At 59.3% G+C, this 18,802-nt stretch carries 18 protein-coding genes; 14 read left to right on the plus strand and 4 right to left on the minus strand.

Annotated elements, in window-relative coordinates; genetic code table 11:
* Positions 1 to 110 precede the first annotated feature (110 nt).
* The 7 genes from AC3IT6_RS00365 to AC3IT6_RS00395 all read left to right on the plus strand — a co-directional run bounded on the left by AC3IT6_RS00365 (position 111) and on the right by AC3IT6_RS00395 (position 7,363).
* Positions 111 to 401 (plus strand): c-type cytochrome, encoded by a 291-nt coding sequence (locus AC3IT6_RS00365; protein ID WP_008002190.1) that lies wholly within the window; start codon positions 111 to 113, stop codon positions 399 to 401.
* A gap of 45 nt (positions 402 to 446) precedes the next feature.
* Complete coding sequence (locus tag AC3IT6_RS00370) at positions 447 to 1,076, plus strand: c-type cytochrome (RefSeq protein ID WP_489353938.1); 630 nt, start codon at positions 447 to 449, stop codon at positions 1,074 to 1,076.
* Positions 1,077 to 1,276: 200 nt separating this feature from the next.
* Positions 1,277 to 1,918 (plus strand): thiol:disulfide interchange protein DsbA/DsbL, encoded by a 642-nt coding sequence (locus AC3IT6_RS00375; RefSeq protein ID WP_489353939.1) that lies wholly within the window; start codon positions 1,277 to 1,279, stop codon positions 1,916 to 1,918.
* Between the two features lie 14 nt (positions 1,919 to 1,932).
* Positions 1,933 to 2,811 carry an endonuclease/exonuclease/phosphatase family protein gene (locus tag AC3IT6_RS00380; RefSeq protein WP_057712592.1) on the plus strand — a complete coding sequence of 293 codons (879 nt, stop codon included), beginning with the start codon at positions 1,933 to 1,935 and terminating at the stop codon, positions 2,809 to 2,811.
* Complete coding sequence (locus AC3IT6_RS00385) at positions 2,808 to 4,802, plus strand: diguanylate cyclase (protein WP_489353940.1); 1,995 nt, start codon at positions 2,808 to 2,810, stop codon at positions 4,800 to 4,802. Before AC3IT6_RS00380 ends, AC3IT6_RS00385 begins: the two co-directional genes overlap by 4 nt.
* Positions 4,803 to 4,893: 91 nt before the next feature.
* Positions 4,894 to 5,673, plus strand: a complete 780-nt coding sequence (locus AC3IT6_RS00390) for an N-acetylmuramoyl-L-alanine amidase (protein ID WP_150753726.1) — start codon at positions 4,894 to 4,896, stop codon at positions 5,671 to 5,673.
* A 76-nt stretch (positions 5,674 to 5,749) separates the two neighbouring features.
* Positions 5,750 to 7,363, plus strand: a complete 1,614-nt coding sequence (locus tag AC3IT6_RS00395) for an EAL domain-containing protein (RefSeq protein WP_223443504.1) — start codon at positions 5,750 to 5,752, stop codon at positions 7,361 to 7,363.
* A 7-nt stretch (positions 7,364 to 7,370) separates the two neighbouring features.
* On the opposite strand, the gene AC3IT6_RS00400 is transcribed toward AC3IT6_RS00395, so the two are convergent.
* Both AC3IT6_RS00400 and algB read right to left on the minus strand, forming a co-directional pair.
* Positions 7,371 to 9,161, minus strand: a complete 1,791-nt coding sequence (locus AC3IT6_RS00400) for a KinB sensor domain-containing domain (RefSeq protein ID WP_489353941.1) — start codon at positions 9,159 to 9,161, stop codon at positions 7,371 to 7,373.
* A gap of 10 nt (positions 9,162 to 9,171) precedes the next feature.
* The gene (algB, locus tag AC3IT6_RS00405; RefSeq protein WP_223443501.1) at positions 9,172 to 10,518 is read right to left on the minus strand and encodes a sigma-54-dependent response regulator transcription factor AlgB; all 1,347 of its coding nucleotides are present in this window, start codon (positions 10,516 to 10,518) and stop codon (positions 9,172 to 9,174) included.
* 438 nt (positions 10,519 to 10,956) lie between these two features.
* Between algB and AC3IT6_RS00410 the strand changes: the two genes are divergently transcribed.
* The 4 genes from AC3IT6_RS00410 (at position 10,957) to AC3IT6_RS00425 (ending at position 15,087) form a co-directional block, all read left to right on the plus strand.
* Positions 10,957 to 11,244, plus strand: a complete 288-nt coding sequence (locus AC3IT6_RS00410; protein WP_489353942.1) for a hypothetical protein — start codon at positions 10,957 to 10,959, stop codon at positions 11,242 to 11,244.
* A gap of 71 nt (positions 11,245 to 11,315) precedes the next feature.
* Positions 11,316 to 11,480: a DUF1328 domain-containing protein gene (locus AC3IT6_RS00415; protein ID WP_003177151.1), complete on the plus strand. Its 165-nt coding sequence runs from the start codon at positions 11,316 to 11,318 to the stop codon at positions 11,478 to 11,480.
* A gap of 840 nt (positions 11,481 to 12,320) precedes the next feature.
* A complete protein-coding gene (gltP, locus tag AC3IT6_RS00420; protein ID WP_347909943.1) occupies positions 12,321 to 13,652 on the plus strand; it encodes a glutamate/aspartate:proton symporter GltP in 1,332 nt (443 codons plus the stop codon).
* Between the two features lie 205 nt (positions 13,653 to 13,857).
* On the plus strand, positions 13,858 to 15,087 hold the full coding sequence (locus AC3IT6_RS00425) for a nucleoside recognition domain-containing protein (RefSeq protein WP_223443495.1): 1,230 nt from the start codon (positions 13,858 to 13,860) through the stop codon (positions 15,085 to 15,087).
* Here AC3IT6_RS00425 and AC3IT6_RS00430 read toward each other — a convergent pair.
* Positions 15,069 to 16,166 carry an aminopeptidase gene (locus tag AC3IT6_RS00430; protein ID WP_489353943.1) on the minus strand — a complete coding sequence of 366 codons (1,098 nt, stop codon included), beginning with the start codon at positions 16,164 to 16,166 and terminating at the stop codon, positions 15,069 to 15,071. The two genes, AC3IT6_RS00425 and AC3IT6_RS00430, sit on opposite strands and share 19 nt — an antisense overlap.
* A gap of 59 nt (positions 16,167 to 16,225) precedes the next feature.
* On the opposite strand from AC3IT6_RS00430, the gene AC3IT6_RS00435 reads away from it, so the two are divergent.
* Positions 16,226 to 16,648, plus strand: coding sequence for a PA0061/PA0062 family lipoprotein (locus tag AC3IT6_RS00435; protein ID WP_489353944.1), 423 nt, complete (start codon positions 16,226 to 16,228; stop codon positions 16,646 to 16,648).
* 40 nt (positions 16,649 to 16,688) lie between these two features.
* Positions 16,689 to 17,108 carry a PA0061/PA0062 family lipoprotein gene (locus AC3IT6_RS00440; RefSeq protein WP_150728189.1) on the plus strand — a complete coding sequence of 140 codons (420 nt, stop codon included), beginning with the start codon at positions 16,689 to 16,691 and terminating at the stop codon, positions 17,106 to 17,108.
* 4 nt (positions 17,109 to 17,112) lie between these two features.
* Here AC3IT6_RS00440 and AC3IT6_RS00445 read toward each other — a convergent pair whose 3' ends face one another.
* Positions 17,113 to 17,346, minus strand: coding sequence for a DUF1161 domain-containing protein (locus AC3IT6_RS00445; RefSeq protein WP_104450431.1), 234 nt, complete (start codon positions 17,344 to 17,346; stop codon positions 17,113 to 17,115).
* Positions 17,347 to 17,738: 392 nt separating this feature from the next.
* Between AC3IT6_RS00445 and AC3IT6_RS00450 the strand changes: the two genes are divergently transcribed.
* Positions 17,739 to 18,740, plus strand: a complete 1,002-nt coding sequence (locus AC3IT6_RS00450) for an LLM class flavin-dependent oxidoreductase (RefSeq protein ID WP_489353945.1) — start codon at positions 17,739 to 17,741, stop codon at positions 18,738 to 18,740.
* Positions 18,741 to 18,802 lie beyond the last annotated feature (62 nt).

The raw sequence follows: 18,802 nt of genomic DNA on the forward strand, positions 1-18,802 counted from the left end.
CGCAGATTTTGTGTGCGCTTTGTCCCAGCGTAGGATGAAGTTCACGAGAGCGACAGACCTTGATTGCGCACTAGAACGCAGCTCGCTCTCAACCCTGAAAAGGTCGTTTTATGACGAAATGGCTGCTAGCTGCCGGTGTCTTGATGCCGCTTTACAGCGCTCAGGCTACACAGGATCCGGAAGCTGTGTACAACCGTGTTTGTGGTGCCTGTCATTCCGGCCAACTCCCCATGGCGCCGAAAAAAGGCGATCAGGAAGCTTGGACGCCGAGGTTGGCGAAAGGTATGGAGACGCTGGTGCAACACGTGACCCAGGGTTTCAAGGCGATGCCGCCGCGTGGTTTGTGCATGGACTGCAGTGCCGAGGATTACCAAGCCATCATCCTTTGGATGAGCGAGTAAGCCCGGTCCATAACTCTTAACCCTTAGCCGTAGTTGGATTAGCTGATGAAGAAATTGATCGTGAGTCTGCTGTTGACCGTGGGCATCTCCGGCATGGCCCATGCTGCAGGTGAGGCAGTACAACCGGGTGATGCAAAAGCCGGCCAGGCCAAAGCCGCCGTCTGTGGCGCCTGCCACGGCCCGGATGGCAACAGCATGGCGCCAAACTTTCCAAAACTGGCAGGTCAGGGTGAACGCTACCTGACCAAGCAATTGCACGACATCAAGTCGGGCAAGCGCACCGTTCTGGAAATGACCGGTCTGCTGACCAACCTGAGCGATCAGGATCTGGCGGACATCGCCGCCTACTTCGCCAGCCAGAAAGGCAGCGTCGGTGCCGCCGATCCGAAGGTCGTCGCTCGCGGTGAAGCCCTGTTCCGTGGTGGTGACCTGGCCAAGGGCCTGCCAGCCTGCACCGGTTGCCACTCGCCAAATGGCGCCGGTAACGCGGCTGCCGGTTTCCCGCACCTGGGTGGCCAGCACGCTCAATACGTCGGCAAGCAACTGGTCGATTTCCGCAAGGAAGAAGGCGGCCGCACCAACGACGGCGATACCAAGCCCATGCAGAGCATTGCCAAGAAGCTGAGCGACGAAGACATCGCCGCGGTGTCCAGCTACATTCAGGGCCTGCACTAAGGCCGGTGGATCGGGCGTTGAACGGGGTGCTTATCGCCTGCAACGTTAACGCTCGATTAATCCGTCCCGGCAAGTATAAAAAGGGTGGCCTTGGCCGCCCTTTTTTGTGGCCGCTGCCGCTACACTACAGAACTCAAGCCCGCCAGGATCTGTCTGATAACAAGTCGCGCGAGGCGATAAAATTTGTCCAGGAGTAAAGCATGCGTAATCTGATCATCAGCGCCGTTTTTGCCGCTGCCAGCCTGTTCGGCATGACTGCCCAGGCCGCTGACGCCCCCGCCGCACCTTATGTCGAACTGAGCAATCCGGTTCCGGTCGCCGTGCCTGGCAAGATTGAAGTGGTAGAGCTGTTCTGGTACGGCTGCCCGCATTGCTACGCCTTCGAGCCAGTGATCAATCCCTGGGCCGAGAAGCTGCCTTCGGACGTGAACTTCGTGCGCATTCCAGCCATGTTCGGTGGTGCGTGGGATGCTCACGGTCAGATGTTCCTGACCCTTGAAGCCATGGGTGTCGAGCACAGCGTTCACGCCGCGGTGTTCAACGCGATTCAGAAAGAACACAAGAAACTGACCGACAAGGATGACATGGCCGACTTCCTCGCTACCCAAGGCGTGGACAAGGACAAGTTCCTCGCGACTTTCGACTCTTTCGCTATCAAGGGTCAGATCGTCAAGGCTCGTGAGCTGGCCAAGAAGTATGAGATCTCCGGCGTTCCAACCATGATCGTCAACGGCAAGTACCGCTTTGACGTGGGTTCTGCCGGCGGTGCCGAACAGGCCCTGCAACTGGCCGACAAACTGATCGACAAAGAGCGAGCGGCTAACAAGGCTGCCGCCAACTAAGGGCAGTCACTGCCATGCGCCGATGGGGTACTGAACGCATCGTTGGCCTGCATGATCCGCGGGTCAACGAGCATCATCTGGAGTCCACGGGCCTGCCCGCAGACAGTCGTCTGCGCTTGCTCAGTTTCAATATCCAGGTCGGCATCAGTACCGAGCGCTATCGGCATTACCTGACCCGGGGCTGGCAGCATCTGCTGCCGCACACCGGGCGTGCCGACAATCTGCAGAAAATCGGCAATCTGCTGGGCGACTTCGATCTGGTCGCCTTGCAAGAGGCCGATGGCGGCAGCCTGCGATCAGGCTACGTCAATCAGGTCGAACACCTGGCCCAGCTCGGTGCCTTTCCCTACTGGTATCAACAACTCAATCGCAATCTCGGTCGCCTGGCCCAACACAGCAACGGCGTGCTCAGCCGATTGCGCCCGTGGGCAATCGAGGATCATCCGTTGCCGGGGCCAAAGGGTCGCGGAGCCATTCTGGTACGGTTCGGCGAAGGCCCGGAGGCGCTGGTGGTGGTCATGATGCACCTGGCGTTGGGCGCCCGGGCGCGCAGCCTGCAACTGGCCTACATTCGCGAGTTGATTGGCGACTACAAGCATCAGGTACTGATGGGCGACATGAACACCCATGCCAGTGACCTGCTGCAACATTCCCCGTTGCGCGATCTCGGTCTGCTCGCGCCGCAACTGGAAGCAACGTTTCCCAGCTGGCGCCCACAGCGCTGCCTGGACCATATCCTGCTGAGCCCGAGCCTGACCCTGGAAAAGGTCGAGGTGCTGGCACAGCCCATTTCCGATCACCTGCCGGTCGCGGTAGAGATTCGTTTGCCGGGTTCGCTCACGGCCGATGCATTGCCCGCGTTGAGTCCTGCCCCTCGCGGATCCCATGAATGAGCGACGAAGCACAGCGCTGGAAAGAGAAATACCTCAAAAGCATCGAACAACAGGAAAAACTCGAGCGTCGCTGGGACGCACGGCTCGACTTGCTGCGTCGTGGGCTGGTGCGCAGCACCCTGGCGGCGGAAGGTACTGACCGCGCCGTTGACCAATGCATGAAGGAAATGCGCGAGGTCGTGCGTACCGACGACATGGACGCCGGCCTGGCCGCGCTGATTCCGCGCCTGGAAAAAGCTGTACTCGACTCCGAACAGCGTCGGGAAACCCGGGTCAACCAGACCAGTGCCGCCCTGACTGCGCTGGTCACGCAACTGCAAACATTGCCGCTGCCACGGGATGTGAGTCGGCCACTCAAGAGTTTCGCCAAGCAGTTGGAGGCGCGGGTCAGTCAGGCGCGTGAGATACCCTTGCTGCTCGGCGAGCTGAGTGGCTTGCAGGGCAAGGCCCTGAGCCAGCTGGAGACCCCGACGGAGATCGACCGGCCGGGCTTGCTGCAGCGGTTGTTCGGCGGGCGTGAAGCGCAGGAGACGGCGGCATCAGCGGCTACTTCTCCTGCCCAGGCCTTTGCCTTGCAGCCGGTAACAGCGCTTGTCGCCCCTGTAGCCGAGAACCCTACGGCGATTATCGAGTCGGCCCCGGTCGTGAATGAGCCGGCAATCTCCAAGGTGCCCGCTACCGAGCCAGCGCTGGCTTTTGCCCCCCCGGCTGTGGAGCCTCAACCAGCCAGTGCAACCGCTGCAGAAATCGGATCGGCCGAGCAACCGACCCCGGAAACCATCGCGACGCGTCCTGAGTCGCAAACAAACCCCGACGAGCTGACCGCGCCAGCATCGCCCGATAGTTTGCCCTTACCTCCGATTCCGACGCAGGACGTGGCCGTCGTCGATCAGGCGCCATCCGAACACGACATTCTCTACGCACTCCCGGACTCCCCTGAGCCCTCCTACAGCTCGGTGGCCAGTCACATCGAAGATACGCTGCTGGGGCTGCTCGACGACCTGACATTGCCCGAGCGTCATCGCCCGCAAGCCGAATCCATGCGCGATCGTCTGAAAAACGGTCTGAACTGGTACGAATTGCTGCCGATCCTCGACGACTTCGCCACGTTGATGCTGGCCATTACCGACAGCGGCCAGCATGAGTTCGAAGCCTATCTGCAACGACTGAACGAGCGCCTCGAATCGTTCCAGAGCAACTTGCAGGCCGCCACCGCTGGACACGCCGACAACCGCTCGGCTGCGCGGCAGATGGACACGCAGATCCGCGAACAGGTCGATGGCCTGCAAAGCAGCATGCAGGAAGCCGCAGACCTGGAAGATCTCAAGCACGTTCTGGAAAACCATCTCGAAGGCTTGCTGGGCACCATGGACCAGCACCAGAAACAGCGCGATGAGCGCGAGCAAGAGGTCGCTGCGCGCCTGCACAGCCTGGCCGAACGGGTCGCCCATATGGAGCAGGAGGCCCAGGGTTACCGTGAGCACCTTGAAGAGCAACGGCAGAAGGCATTGGTCGACCCGTTGACCGGGCTGCCCAACCGCGCGGCCTGGAGCGAGCGCCTGGATCATGAAGTCACGCAATGGCAGCAACATGGCAACACGCTGCTGCTGGCCATGCTCGACCTCGATCATTTCAAGCGCATCAACGATAACTACGGGCACCTGGCCGGTGACAAAGTGCTGAAAATCATCGCCAACGTGTTGCGCAAGCGGCTGCGCGGGACGGATTTCATTGCCCGGTTTGGCGGCGAAGAGTTTGTGCTATTGATGCCAGCCACGGTGCCGGCGGCGGGGCTGAAGTTGCTGGAAGGCTTGCGTGCCTCCATTGAGGCCTGTCCGTTCCACTTCAAGGGAGAGCCGGTGACCATCACCGTGTCTATCGGGATGACGGCGTTCAGGCCGGGTGAGCACGGCGATCAAGTGCTTAAAAGAGCCGATCAGGCGCTGTATCGCGCAAAAAATGCCGGCCGCAACCGCGTGGAGCCGGGCTGATCGTCAATTGTTCCATTTTGTTTGATTGCCGTCAGCCCGCCAGGCACTACGTTACACTGTTGCATTATTGTCTTGTGTGTACCGTCTTCCCATGAAATATTTTGCTCTGATCGCGTCACTGATTCTGCTGGCCGGCTGCGCCAGCGGTCCCCGTTTCGACACCAGCCACCCTTCGGCCAATTACGACAGCCGCGTGCAATTTGTGGTGGTGCATTACACCAATGCCTCGCTGGAGCGTTCGTTGCAATTGCTGACCCACGGTGAAGTCAGCAGCCATTACCTGATCGGCGACGACAAGGGCGCCACCATCTACAAGCTGATGGATGAAAATGTGCGGGCCTGGCACGCCGGAGAGAGCGAGTGGGATGGCCGGACCTGGTTGAATTCCAGCTCCATCGGTATCGAAATCGTCAATCCGGGGTTCAAGGACACCCCGACCGGACGCGTGTGGTATCCCTACACCGAAGATCAGGTCCAGTCGTTGATCGTGTTGCTCAAGGACATCAGCAAACGTCACGGCATAAAGCCTCGCGACATCATTGGCCATAGCGATATTGCACCAATGCGCAAGCTGGACCCGGGACCGCTGTTCCCCTGGAAGCGTCTGGCCGCCGAAGGCTTGGGCCTCTGGCCAAATGAACAGTCGGTGGCGCGCCAGCAAATGCTGTTCGCCGAGCAGTTGCCGAGCATCAGTTGGTTTCAGGCGCAATTGGCTCGCCTGGGTTATGCCTCGCCACAAACCGGCGAGCTCGATGTCGCGACACGACATGTGATAGCGGCATTTCAGATGCGTTTCCGTCCGGCGCGCTTCGATGGCACTCCGGATGCGCAAACTGCCGCGCTGCTTTTGGTGTTGAATCAGACAAAATAATGACGCCCGCCCGACGGTCAGGGCTTTTTTCCAATCAGCAGCTATAACTCATTGGTAATCCTTCGGATATTACACAATGACCGCTGCTCGAGAGACCTTCCGTAGTTGGTTCCATCGCCCCTGGTTCCTGGGGCTGATGTCTACTGTCTTGAGCGCAACGTTATTGATGGCCGGCAGCCTGTTCGTCGCCATACACCAGGTCGAGCAAAACGAAAGCGAAGAAATGAATGCTCAGGGTGAACGCTTCCTCGCCCGCCTCGAACAGCTCTTCGGGCAACTGCGTGAAAGCCTTGACGACCTTGAAGCGCAACCGTTGCGCGGTTGCGATGCTGAAATGATCGCAACCTTGCAACAGGTTTCATTCAATTATCGCTTCGTCTACGAAGCCGCCTACATGGACTCCTCGCGAATCTGCTCCAATCGTCCTCGCCAGGAAGGGCTGTCGCTGAGTCGATCGCCAGACATCAAAGGCCCGACTTACAGCTATTGGCTCAACACCACCACCGAACCCGATGAAAACCGCGCCGCGCTGATGCTCGGGCGCGGGAATTTCCGGGTGGCGACCTCTCGCGGGCATTTGACCGATATGGTCGACCTGTCGCCGGGCAGCAGCCTGCTGGTGGTCCTGGACCATGGCGCGCGCGCGATTCCGGTGCTCGGTGCTTCTCAGGTCTGGCCGCCGGCCGAGGCCTGGCCACCGAAAAACCGTGATGCGCTGCAGATCACCCAGACACGCCTGATATACCGCATGCCCACCGACAACCCGGAATATCAATTGGTGTTGATCAGTCCACGCACCGGCATGCATATCCCGGCGGTCTGGTGGTGGTTGCTGCCGGCCAGCCTCGCGCTGGGCATATGCGTTGGGTTCCTGGTGTTTCTGCTGGTGCGCCAGCGGCAGTCGCTGGATGCCGAACTGACCGGCGCGATTCGCCGTGGCGAGTTGCAGGTGCTGTATCAACCGATCTTCGACCTCGATAGTCGCAACTGTGTCGGGGCTGAAGCACTGCTGCGCTGGCGCAGGCCGGACGGCACCCTGACCAGTCCCGACCTGTTCATTCCGATGGCGGAGAACACCGGGCAGATTCGCCAGATGACGGACTTCGTCCTGCAACGCCTGCTCGAGCAACTCGGCCAGTTGCTGCGTGCCAACCCGCAACTGTACATCTCGGTCAATCTCGCGGCGTGTGACGTGATGGTTCCGCGGATCGGCCAGGTGATGGCGCGGTTGCTGACCCTGCACCGTGTCGCTGCGCGGCAAATTGCCTTTGAGGTCACCGAGCGCGGGCTGGTCGATGTGGTGGTAGCTCGGGAAAACCTGCAAGCGCTGCGGGATGTCGGGCACCAGGTGTTGATCGATGACTTTGGCACCGGCTATTGCAGCCTCGCCTATTTGCAAACCTTGCCGGTGGATTGCCTGAAAATCGACAAGGCGTTCATTGATGCGCTGGGCCATGACGCCGCCAGCAGCGGTGTGGCTCCGCACATCATTCACATGGCCCAGTCGCTGCACCTGAAGGTGATTGCCGAAGGCATCGAGCATGAGGCCCAGGCCGCGTTCCTGTGCAGCGAAGGCGTGAAGTTCGGCCAGGGCTGGCTGTTTGCCCGCGCGCTGAGCGCAGTGCAGTTCACTGAATTGATTACCCGGGGGCGGCGTCGGGCAGGCCGGCGCCTGGATGACGAAGCGTGAGGGTGACCTAAACGGTCAGCGCCATGTAGAACTGAGTACCCTGCCCCGGCCGTGAATAAACGCCCATCCGCCCACCATGCAATTGCACGATTTCCTTGCACAGTGCCAGGCCGAGCCCGGCCCCGCCCTTCTTGCGTCCGACCTGCACAAAGGGCTCGAAGATCCGCCCCTGCTGACCGTAGGCAATGCCTTCGCCGTTGTCCTCGACGCTGATAATGACCCGGTCACCGTGGCGCCGGGCCTGCAGGCGTATCCGCCCGCCGGAGCCGGTGTGACGCAAGGCGTTGTCGAGCAGGTTGTCGAGTACCCGCTCCAGTTGTGGCTGGTCGGCCTGTAACCGCGGCAAAGGTCCCTGTACTTCTACCAGCAGATTGATTTCCTTCTCTTCGGCCGATGTGGCAAAGCGTGACTGAGCCTGTTCCAGCAATGCCTCGATGGAGCACGGCGCCAGGGTGAGTTTCTGCAAACCGTTCTGGTAACGGGAGAAGTTCAGCAGGTCATTGATCAACTGCATCAGCCGCTGCATCTCTTCATTCACGGTATCGAGCAGGTCGGCTTCCCGGGAATCCGGGGCAAAGTGCGCGCGCTCACGGAACAATCCGAAGGCCATGTGCATGCCGGTGACCGGTGTGCGCAATTCATGGGAGGCGCGCAATACGAACTCGCTGCGTACCCGTTCGAAGGCACGCTGTTCCGTGACGTCATGCAGCACCATCACGGCACCGAGAATATGGCCCTGGGTATGGCTGACCGGGGTCAGGCTATAGGTCAGCAGTCGCGACTCGCCATCGACTTCGACACTCAAGTCTTCCGGCGCCCGTTCCAGCGTGCCGCCGCGCAGCACCAGTTGCAGTTGCTCATCGAGTTCGGGGCGCTCCAGCGCCGCGCCCAATCCTTGACCCAGACGATCGGACTCCCAGCCCAACTGACGCTGGGCCACGGGATTAAGGTGTTCCAGATGACCCTGACAGTCGATCATCAGCAGTCCGTCGTCGATGCTGTCGAGCACGGCCTGCAAACGCTGCTGACCGGCCAGCAGCTCATCGACGTTGGTGGCCTGATGTTCACGCAGCGCTTGGGCCATGATCCCGAAACGCCGGGTCAGTTGGTTCAGTTCCATCGCCGAAGAAATCGGCAGGGTGACATCGAAATTGCCCTGGCCGATATTGTCCGCCGCCTTGGCCAGCGCCTCGATGGGCTCCCCGAAACGCCGGGCGATGGCCTGTGCGGTCACGAAGCCGATGATCAGCACCGCCAGCCCCACCAGGCCAAGCAGCCCGGCAATCAGCAGTGCCCGTTCCCGGGCCTGGCGCTCGGTATCGCTGATGTTATCCAGCGCGCGCTTGTGCTCGGCGATCAGGCCATTGCGTAGCGCGTTGAATTTTTCCGTCAGGTTGTCGTGGCTGCTAAGCACATTCGACGGGTCCGGGGACGTTTCATAAGCCTGGATAAAGCTCTCGTAGTCGGCCTTGGCTTTTCTGAAGCCGTAGTCGCTTCCGGTTTCTGCCGGCTCCTGTGCGATGCCTTGCTCCAGCAGTTCGAAGTAATGCTGCTTCGAGGCGGCGAAAGCGGCGGAGTCAGGCTTCTCGCTGAGCATGATGATCAGTTGATCACCCAGGGTCTGACGCAGCTTGAGCCCCAGGTCCAGGGTGATGAAGTTACTGCGGATCAGTGCTTCCTGGCTGCCGGCCATCTGCATCACGCTGACCAGCCCGAGCAAGAGCCCGAGCAACGCGACGGTGATCAGTGCGGAGATGCTCAGGAAAAGCCGGGTCCGCAATTTCAGCGCCAGTTTCATCGGCTATTGCTCACAAGTTGTACTGTTTGCGTTTGCGGTACAGCGTCGAGGCGTCGATGCCCAGGGTTTTCGCCGCTTGATCCAGCGTGTCGGCGGTGGCGAGGACCGCGCCGATGTGGGCCTTTTCCAGCTCCTCCAGGCTCAGTGCCGCGCCGATGTGCGGTGTATTGTTGACCGGGGTTTCGGCCATGCCCAGATGACTGATCTCGACCCGCTCCTGTGGACAGATGATGCTCGCCCGCTCGATCACGTTGCGCAGCTCACGGATGTTGCCCGGCCAGCGATAACCCAATAGTGCTTCCCGGGCCTCGTCGCTGAAGGCGCGCGCGGGACGGGCGTACTCCTTGACGAAGCGCGCCAGGAAACGATCGGCCAGGTTGAGAATATCTTCGCGGCGTTCGCGTAGCGGTGGCAGGTGCAAGGTGATGACATTCAGGCGATAGAGCAGGTCTTCACGGAAACGACCGTCGCGGACCATGTCCTCAAGGTTGAGGTTGGTGGCCGCAAGGATGCGCACATCGGCACGGCGGGTCACCGGATCACCGACGCGCTCATATTCCTTGTCCTGAATAAAACGCAGCAACTTCGGCTGCAACGTCAGGGGAAAATCGCCGATCTCGTCGAGAAACAGCGTTCCGCCGTCGGCCTGGTTGACTCGGCCCAAGGTGCTTTCGCTGGCACCGGTGAAGGCGCCGCGGCTGTGGCCGAAGAGTTCGCTTTCCATGAGCTCGGTGGACAGCGACGGGCAGTTGATCGTGACGCAGGATTTCTTCGCGCGTTTGCTCCAGCCGTGGATGGCTTGGGACAGTTCGCCCTTGCCGGTACCGGATTCACCCAGAATCAGGATATTGGCATCGGTTGTGGCAACCTGACGCGCGGTTTCGAGTACCACTTTCATGGCCGGGCTGTGGGAGTCCAGACCATCCTTGGGCTTGCGCACTTCACCTTCCAGGGCTTCCAGTCGCGCCGACAGTTGCCGCACTTCCAGTTGCTTGGCGGTTGCCAGCCGCAGTTGATCGGGGCTGCACGGTTTGACCAGATAGTCGGCGGCACCGGCCTGAATCGCATCCACTGCCGTGTCGACGGCTGAGTGCGCAGTGACGATCACCACCCGCATCCAGGGGGCCTGGATACGCATCTGGGCCAGCACATCGAGGCCGTTGTCTTCACCCAGACGCAAATCGAGGAAGCACAGGTCGAAGACCTGCCGCTGCAACAGGGCTTCTGCCTGCGCGGCGCTGGTGGCGGTGGCCACGCTGTAGCCTTCGTCTTCGAGGCAATAACGGAAAGTACGCAGGATGGCGGACTCATCATCCACCAGCAGAATACGGCCTTGATGCTCAGTGGCTGATTCCATTTTCCTACGCTCCTTAATGACTGATCTTTATTTAGTCCCGGAGAAATCGGGCAAGTTGCATGATTGATTCTGAGCCATTCCTGTCATGGCAGGGTAGCTCTCATCCGATGTATCGGTTAGTCACCTGATTTTGCGGGTCTTTTAATGGATGCCCGGTCTCTGCCAGCGGCCAGCGTGAATTTCTGACCTCCGCACCCTCCTCTCAATTCAAAAAATTTACGCCTTCCTTCAAACCAATCGTGCAATACGCACGACTGCACAAGTGTCATCGTGCAGGATGCGCGCGAAGTGATTTTTTTGATGCTCATAAGATATTGATATTAAAGGTAATTAATTCGATTCAAAGCTGGCATGCGCTCTGCAATTGTCTGGTTGAGCAGGGCATTCAAAAACAAACGCCTGCTATCGAATACCGACCCGAGTGGTAGGAGCTCCAGGATGAATCGTCAACGTGTCGCCCACCTGCATCTCTCGCCTGTGCATATCCAGCAAGGCCTGTTTGCTGTTCTGGCACTGTTGATCACCCTGATCGGCGGCCAGCAGTTTCTGCGCTGGGAGCAGAGCCTGCAGCCGGAAGCGCCATGCCTGTCGATTCCGCATTCGACCCAAACCCATTTCAGCGCTGTCAGCAGCGGTCAGGCCGATAGCTCCCCGATGCGCATGATGGATGTCGACCAGGCCGGGCCTGTGGGTGAAATACGTCATCAAGAGCGTTGGGTGTTCTAGGCAAAACTTCCGCCGCACCCCATGCGCCGGGAAACGCAGCACCTCTAAACACAAGCGTAAGGAGAATCACCATGTTGAGCTGGGCAATCACATTCCTGATCATCGCCATCATCGCCGCTGTATTGGGCTTCGGTGGTATCGCGGGCACCGCCACGGGTATCGCCAAGATTCTGTTTGTCGTGTTCCTGGTGATGTTCATTGCCTCCTTCTTCTTTGGCCGTCGCGGTCGAGGCTGACATGAGAGGGTTGTTCAGGACACAGGCAGCCGCCCTGTTGGGCGGTAGTGCCATGGCATGCGGGCTGGCGTTTCCCCGACATGCCTGACCTGCGCATGCAGGGCTTGTTGATAGAGCATTTGAATTTGTACACGAAGGAGGCCACAGCGCCTCTTTCCACCTGCGCCACCTGAGGAAGGCCGGCGCATGACCAAGGGGTCGGGACGTTATGCCTGTTTCAGGGGCGCAGTGACCTACGGGTACAGGGAGTACCTGCGCAAGGGCCGGGTCAGGAAAAGCTGCTGCGCAAGTTCGTCGGACCGCCAAGGCTCGACGGGCTTGCGAAGGGCTTGATCACGCAACACATTGAAATAGAGCGCTCGTCCCGATTTCATCACTGTTTTCTCGTTCTTGTCCTTGTTACGTCGGAAAATACTTTTCCCGGTGTTTCACCAGCGACCGTATATCGAGAAAAATCACCCTTCTTTGGCCGCGATTTTTCCCTTCGTTCGGCGGGATTTTGCTGAAAAATCAACGCTCGGCCACTGCTCAAAAAACATTCAATCTGCTCTGTGATGACCGGTTCACGGCACTTATGCCTGCCGAAATGTCGTATTCGAACCGGTTGGGACGCGCGTTTCGCTAAAAAAACCTCATGCCGATTCGGCATGGGGTAGGCGTTTACGGCATTAGACGGCGCTCCCTTGCATCGGAATAGTTGCGCCTTTTTTCGCCTGCCAGAGAGCCGTAAACACGCGCTCCGGGGCACCTTATACGGGGGGCAGATGCACTGGGCTTTTTCGCCACAAGCGTTCCAGTTCGCGCATCTCCCTGAGTCAAACAACAAGTAAGGGTAAAGATATGAAGAAGGCAAAGCTTAGCCTCGCCTGGCAGATCCTCATCGGTCTGGTATTGGGGATTGCAATCGGTGCGCTGCTCAACCATTTCAGTGCCGAAAAAGCCTGGTGGATCAGCAACGTCCTGCAACCGGCAGGCGATATCTTTATCCGTCTGATCAAGATGATCGTGATCCCGATCGTCATCTCCTCTTTGATCGTCGGCATTGCCGGCGTCGGTGACGCCAAGAAGCTGGGGCGCATCGGCTTCAAGACCATCATCTACTTCGAGATCGTCACCACCATCGCCATCGTGGTCGGTCTGCTGCTGGCCAACCTGTTCCATCCGGGTGCCGGCATCGACATGAGCACCCTGGGCACTGTGGACATTTCCAAGTACCAGGCCACGGCGGCCGAGGTTCAGCATGAACACGCGTTCATCGAAACCATCCTCAACCTGATCCCGTCGAACATCTTTGCGGCCATGGTTCGCGGCGAAATGCTGCCGATCATCTTCTTCTCTGTATTGTTCGGTCTCGGTTTGTCGAGCCTGCAGGCGGACCTGCGCGAGCCGCTGGTGAAGATGTTCCAGGGCGTATCGGAAAGCATGTTCAAGGTCACTCACATGATCATGAACTACGCCCCGATTGGCGTGTTCGCACTGATCGCGGTGACTGTGGCCAACTTCGGCTTCGCGTCGCTGATACCGCTGGCCAAACTGGTGATCCTGGTTTACGTCGCCATCGCCTTCTTCGCTTTCGTGATCCTGGGCCTGATCGCTCGCCTGTTCGGCTTCTCGGTGATCAAGCTGATGCGCATCTTCAAGGATGAGCTGGTACTGGCCTACTCCACCGCCAGCTCCGAAACCGTGCTGCCGCGTGTGATCGAGAAGATGGAAGCCTACGGCGCACCGAAAGCCATTTGCAGCTTCGTGGTGCCGACCGGTTACTCGTTCAACCTCGACGGTTCGACCCTGTACCAGAGCATCGCGGCGATCTTCATTGCCCAGCTGTATGGCATCGACCTGTCGATCAGCCAGCAACTGTTGCTGGTACTGACCTTGATGGTCACCTCCAAAGGCATCGCCGGCGTACCGGGCGTGTCCTTCGTGGTACTGCTGGCTACCCTGGGCAGCGTCGGTATTCCCCTGGAAGGCCTGGCGTTCATCGCCGGTGTCGACCGCGTCATGGACATGGCCCGTACCGCACTGAACGTGATCGGCAACGCACTGGCGGTTCTGGTTATCGCTCGTTGGGAAGGCATGTACGACGACGCCAAAGGCCAGCGTTACTGGAACTCCCTGCCGCACTGGCGCAGCAAGGAAAAACTGCCGGCGGGTGAAATTTCCAAGAGCTGATGCAATACACCTTGTGGGAGCGGGCTTGCTCGCGAAGGCGTCATGTCAGCCAATTCAATGCTGAATGACACACCGCTTTCGCGAGCAAGCCCGCTCCCACATTGGAGTTGTGCAGGTGGTAACAAACAAACCCCGGAGAAATCCGGGGTTTGTCGTTTCTGGCCACCCCGCTATCATTCGCGGATCTTTTGGGGGGATTTGACTGATGCTCAATGGCCTATGGCTTGGCTTCTTCATCGTGGCAGCCGTATCGGCGCTGGCGCAGTGGCTGATTGGTGGCAACGCCGGGATATTCGCGGCGATGGTGGAAAGCATTTTTGCCATGGCCAAGCTGTCGGTCGAAGTCATGGTGCTGCTGTTTGGCACTCTTACTCTCTGGCTGGGTTTTCTGCGCATTGCCGAGAAAGCCGGCATCGTCGAATGGCTGGCCAAGGCCCTGGGGCCACTGTTCTTGCGCCTGATGCCTGAAGTCCCGCCGGGTCATCCGGCCATCGGCCTGATCACCCTGAACTTCGCCGCCAATGGCCTGGGCCTGGACAACGCCGCCACACCGATCGGCCTCAAGGCAATGAAGGCGCTGCAAGAACTCAATCCCAGCGCGACCGTCGCCAGCAACGCACAGATCCTGTTCCTGGTGCTCAACGCCTCCTCGCTGACCCTGCTGCCGGTGACGATCTTCATGTATCGCGCCCAGCAAGGCGCGCCTGACCCGACGCTGGTGTTCCTGCCGATCCTGCTGGCGACCAGTTGCTCGACCATTGTCGGCTTCCTGTCGGTGGCATTCATGCAGCGTCTGCGCATCTGGGACCCGGTGGTGCTGGCCTACCTGATCCCCGGCGCCCTCGCCCTCGGTGGTTTCATGGCGTTGCTGGCGACCCTTTCGGCGACCGCGCTGGCCGGCCTGTCGTCGATCCTCGGCAACGTGACGCTGTTTGGCCTGATCATGCTGTTTTTACTGATCGGCGCGCTGCGCAAAGTGAAGGTCTACGAGGCCTTCGTTGAAGGAGCCAAAGAGGGTTTTGACGTCGCCAAGAACCTGCTGCCTTACCTGGTGGCGATGCTCTGCGCGGTGGGTGTTCTGCGCGCGTCCGGGGCGCTGGACTTCGGTCTGGACGGGATCCGTCATCTGGTGGAATGGGCCGGTTGGGACACGCGTTTCGTTGACGCCCTGCCGACGGCGATGGTCAAACCCTTCTCCGGTAGCGCCGCCCGGGCGATGCTGATCGAAACCATGAAGACCTCGGGCGTGGACAGCTTCCCGGCGTTGGTGGCGGCAACGGTCCAGGGCAGTACCGAAACGACGTTCTATGTCCTGGCGGTGTACTTCGGCGCCGTGGGCATCCAGCGCGCACGCCATGCTGTCGGTTGTGCATTGCTGGCCGAGCTTGCCGGGGTGCTGGGTGCGATCGGGGTTTGCTACTGGTTCTTTGGTTGATCGGCTCCGTCAGCCAAAGCCTTCAGCGCGGCCTTGCGCTCGTCCGTCGGCAAGGCGCCAAGCTTTTCCACGGCGGCGTAAAATTTAAGCCAGTCGCCATCCTCCTGATGGAACAGCGCGGCAAATGCTGGTACCCATTGGTCGTACAACCCAAACGGCAATAACCGGGCGTTGTTCATGGGAGCATAGATCCAGGCGTCGTAGCGTTTGTCGGCGGTCCACTGACTGTCGCGTAATTGCCGGTATTCGCTGCGCAAGCGCTCGAACTCGGTCGCCTTGCGCTGGCGCATTTGTTCGGTTGGCAACGGCAAGGTGTAGAGTTTTTCCAGGCGGGCGCGAGTCCTGAGCACCAACCCAGTGAACTGTTCGCGCTGACGTGCCTGCGCATTGTTATCCGGTGGCAGGTGGCGGTAGGCGCGCCATTGGCGAGTACCTTCCTGCTCGACGAAGGTGGCGAAGGATTCGTTGAACTCCGTGTCGTCCTTCACATAGAAGCGCTGATGGGCCAGCTCGTGAAAGATCAACGTGGCCAGTCGCTCATCCCCCCAGCCCATCATCGAACTGATGATCGGGTCGTTGAACCAGCCGAGTGTCGAATAGGCTTCGACACCACCAATCGACACGTCCATGCCCTGCAAGCGTTGCAAAGCCGCTGCGCCGCGGGCTGCGCTCTGGCTGTAGTAACCGCGATAGGCCACGCAACCGGCGATGGGGAAGCAGTGGTTTACGGGTTTTAGGGAAAATTCCGGCGTGGCGAAGACATTCCAGACGACGAAGGGGCGCCCAATGTCCGCGTACAAGCGGTAACTCTGGTTATCCGGCAGGTGCAATTGCTGGCTGGCGAACGTTCGGGCTTTTTGCGATTGCTCCAGGTGTGTACGCAGTTTTTGATCGCGCGCCGGGTCGGCAACCACGCTGGAAACAGGCTCCCTCGCCCGCAGCAACTGCAGTTGGCCGCTGGCCAATTGGTTGTAGTAGCTGAAGCTGGCGCAACCGTTGAGCAACAAAAACAACACACCCGGAAACAAAACGCGAAAAACGCGATCAAGTAACCCAAGGCTAGGAAGCGGCCTGATCACAATAATTCTTCCTTGGAGAGTCTTTCCGCAAGACTATCCCGCCTGACTGGAGCTCCGCTATGCGCATGTTGATACTGACAGGAGGCCTGCTGATGCTGGCCGGCTGTGCTTTTTTTGGACTACCCCGCCCTGATCCTGCGCAAGCCTGGATCGACCTGGACTCGAAGCAAGAAGATACGACGCTGCAAGCGCTGGAGGTCGATGACAAGGCCACCGACGATAAACGCTATTTCCAGGTTCATCCCGGTAGCCATGAGTTGACGGTCCGCTACCAATTCGCGGTCCAGCCCACCAATATCGGCCCAGACGCCGAGCCGTTGTGGCGCGATTGCCAGCTGAACGTGAAATTCAACGACTTCAACGCGGGCGAGCGTTATCAGCTACAGGCGGGGAACATCGGCTTTCGGCCTTGGGCGAAACTCTACGATCAACAGCGCAAAGTGATTGGCCAAGGCACGCCGGCAGGCTGTCAACACAGCTGATCGGCGTTATGCTGGATGTATATCCCTTGGGACATCCATCATGCGCAGGTTGATGCTGTTACTCGCCGCCAGTGTTGTCGTGGGTTGCCAAAGCCCGATGCCGACACCTAATCCACAAATGGCCTGGGTCGAATTCTCTACGCCCTTCCCCAACGATAAATTGCTGATGGCCGAACGACTGGATAAACAACGCCTGCGCGACGGGCGTTTTTTTGAGGTCACGCCGGGCAGCCATGAACTGATCGTGCGTTTCGACTTTGAAGTACCCGGTGGCGGGTTGGGCATGATGGGCGGCCCTTCTGAGCGGCTGTGCTACCTGACCATCAAATACGATCATTTCGAAGCCGGTCAGCGTTATGTGCTCGAAGGCCGTTCCATCGCCTTTACCCCCGGCGCCCGGCTGTACAACGCCAAGCGCGAAATCGTTGCAGAAGACCGGGAATCCTACTGCCTGATGTGAGCGGTCAGCGGTCGTTTTTCTGGTAGATGATTTTCTTGGTGCCGTTTTCGCACGAGCCAACGACCATGTTCTGGTCGTGTACCTCGTCGTTGGTGACGATTTCAAGCGTGTAGGAAGTGACACCACTGGCCTGGATCTTGGCTTCGATCTCGGCCTTGAGTTCTTCGCAGGGTTTCGGCGCCGCGAGGGCCGAGGTGGCCAGTGCGCAACAGATAACCGCGAGGGCAAAACGTTTCATGGTTGAAGCTCCTTTGAGGCAGCACGCACAGTCGTGAGTTTTCGCTGCTGTCGTTTATTCGACCACAGTTTTAGCGGGCAAATCTGTCGCGGCGCAAAAAAGATCGCAGACTTGAGCACCATCTACCGAATGATCCCGGTAGGTTGCGCAAGACTGCGATCTTTTGTTTTCAACGAAAATCTAGCCGACCAGTGTGGCCTTCAGTCTGATGTTCGCATTCAGCACTTTGGACACCGGGTGGTTCTGTCCGATCAATCCGCTTTTTTCGCGGGATTTTTTACCGGGCTATTGAAACTCGGGTATATGCCCTCATTGCATGAATCACGCTTTTGGATTCGGCAGGTTTGCGTTCGCAAAAACAAACCTGCGCCCTCAATTGGAGAAGCAGGTTTATGAAACGACTGTCCGATATCAAGTTCTCGACCCTCGATCTGGTGCCGGTACGCGAGAGCGACAGCGCGGCCCAGTCGCTGCGCAATTCGCTGGACCTGGCGCAGCACGTCGAGAAGTTCGGTTACAACCGCTTCTGGGTGGCTGAGCACCACAACATGGATGGCATCGCCAGTTCCGCGACCTCGGTGCTGCTCGGTTACCTGGCCGGTGGTACGTCGACCATTCGAGTCGGTTCGGGCGGGGTGATGTTGCCCAACCACGCACCATTGGTGATCGCCGAACAGTTCGGCACCCTGGAAAGCCTTTATCCGGGCCGGATCGACCTGGGCCTGGGTCGCGCCCCCGGCTCCGACCAGATGACCGCACGTGCGTTGCGCCGTGAGCGTTCCGGCAGCGCCGACGACTTCCCGGAAGATGTGGCGGAACTGGTACGCTACCTCGGGCCACGTACACCGGACCAACGCATCATCGCGATGCCGGGAACCGGGACCAATGTGCCGGTCTGGTTGTTGGGGTCGAGCCTGTTCAGTGCGCAACTGGCGGGTGAGCGCGGTTTGCCCTACGCCTTCGCATCGCATTTCGCACCGCGCTACATGCATGAAGCGATTCGGGTCTACCGCAATCACTTCAAACCGTCAGCCGTTTTGGACAAACCCTACGTGATGCTCGGTGTGCCTTTGGTGGCAGCTGATACCGACGAGCAGGCCGATTACCTGGCGACCTCGGTGTTCCAGCGAATTCTCGCCCTGATGCGTGGCCAAAGCCTGGTACAGCGTCCGCCGGTGAAGACCATGGACGGCCTGTGGCTGCCCCATGAGAAAGACGCCGTGCACGATTTCCTTGGCCTGGCCATGATCGGCAGCCCGCAGAAAATCCGCGCCAAACTCGAGGTCCTGATCGAACAGACCCAGGCCGACGAGCTGATTTTCACCTGTGACCTGTACGAACATTCCGATCGCGTGCATTCCTACGAGTTGCTGGCGCAGGTCATGCGAGGCTGATACTCAAAATGCAGGCATGAAAAAGCCGACGCCTTGACGTCGGCTTTTTCATTCAAGTGGGA

Source organism: Pseudomonas sp. KH_017 (assembly GCF_057840285.1).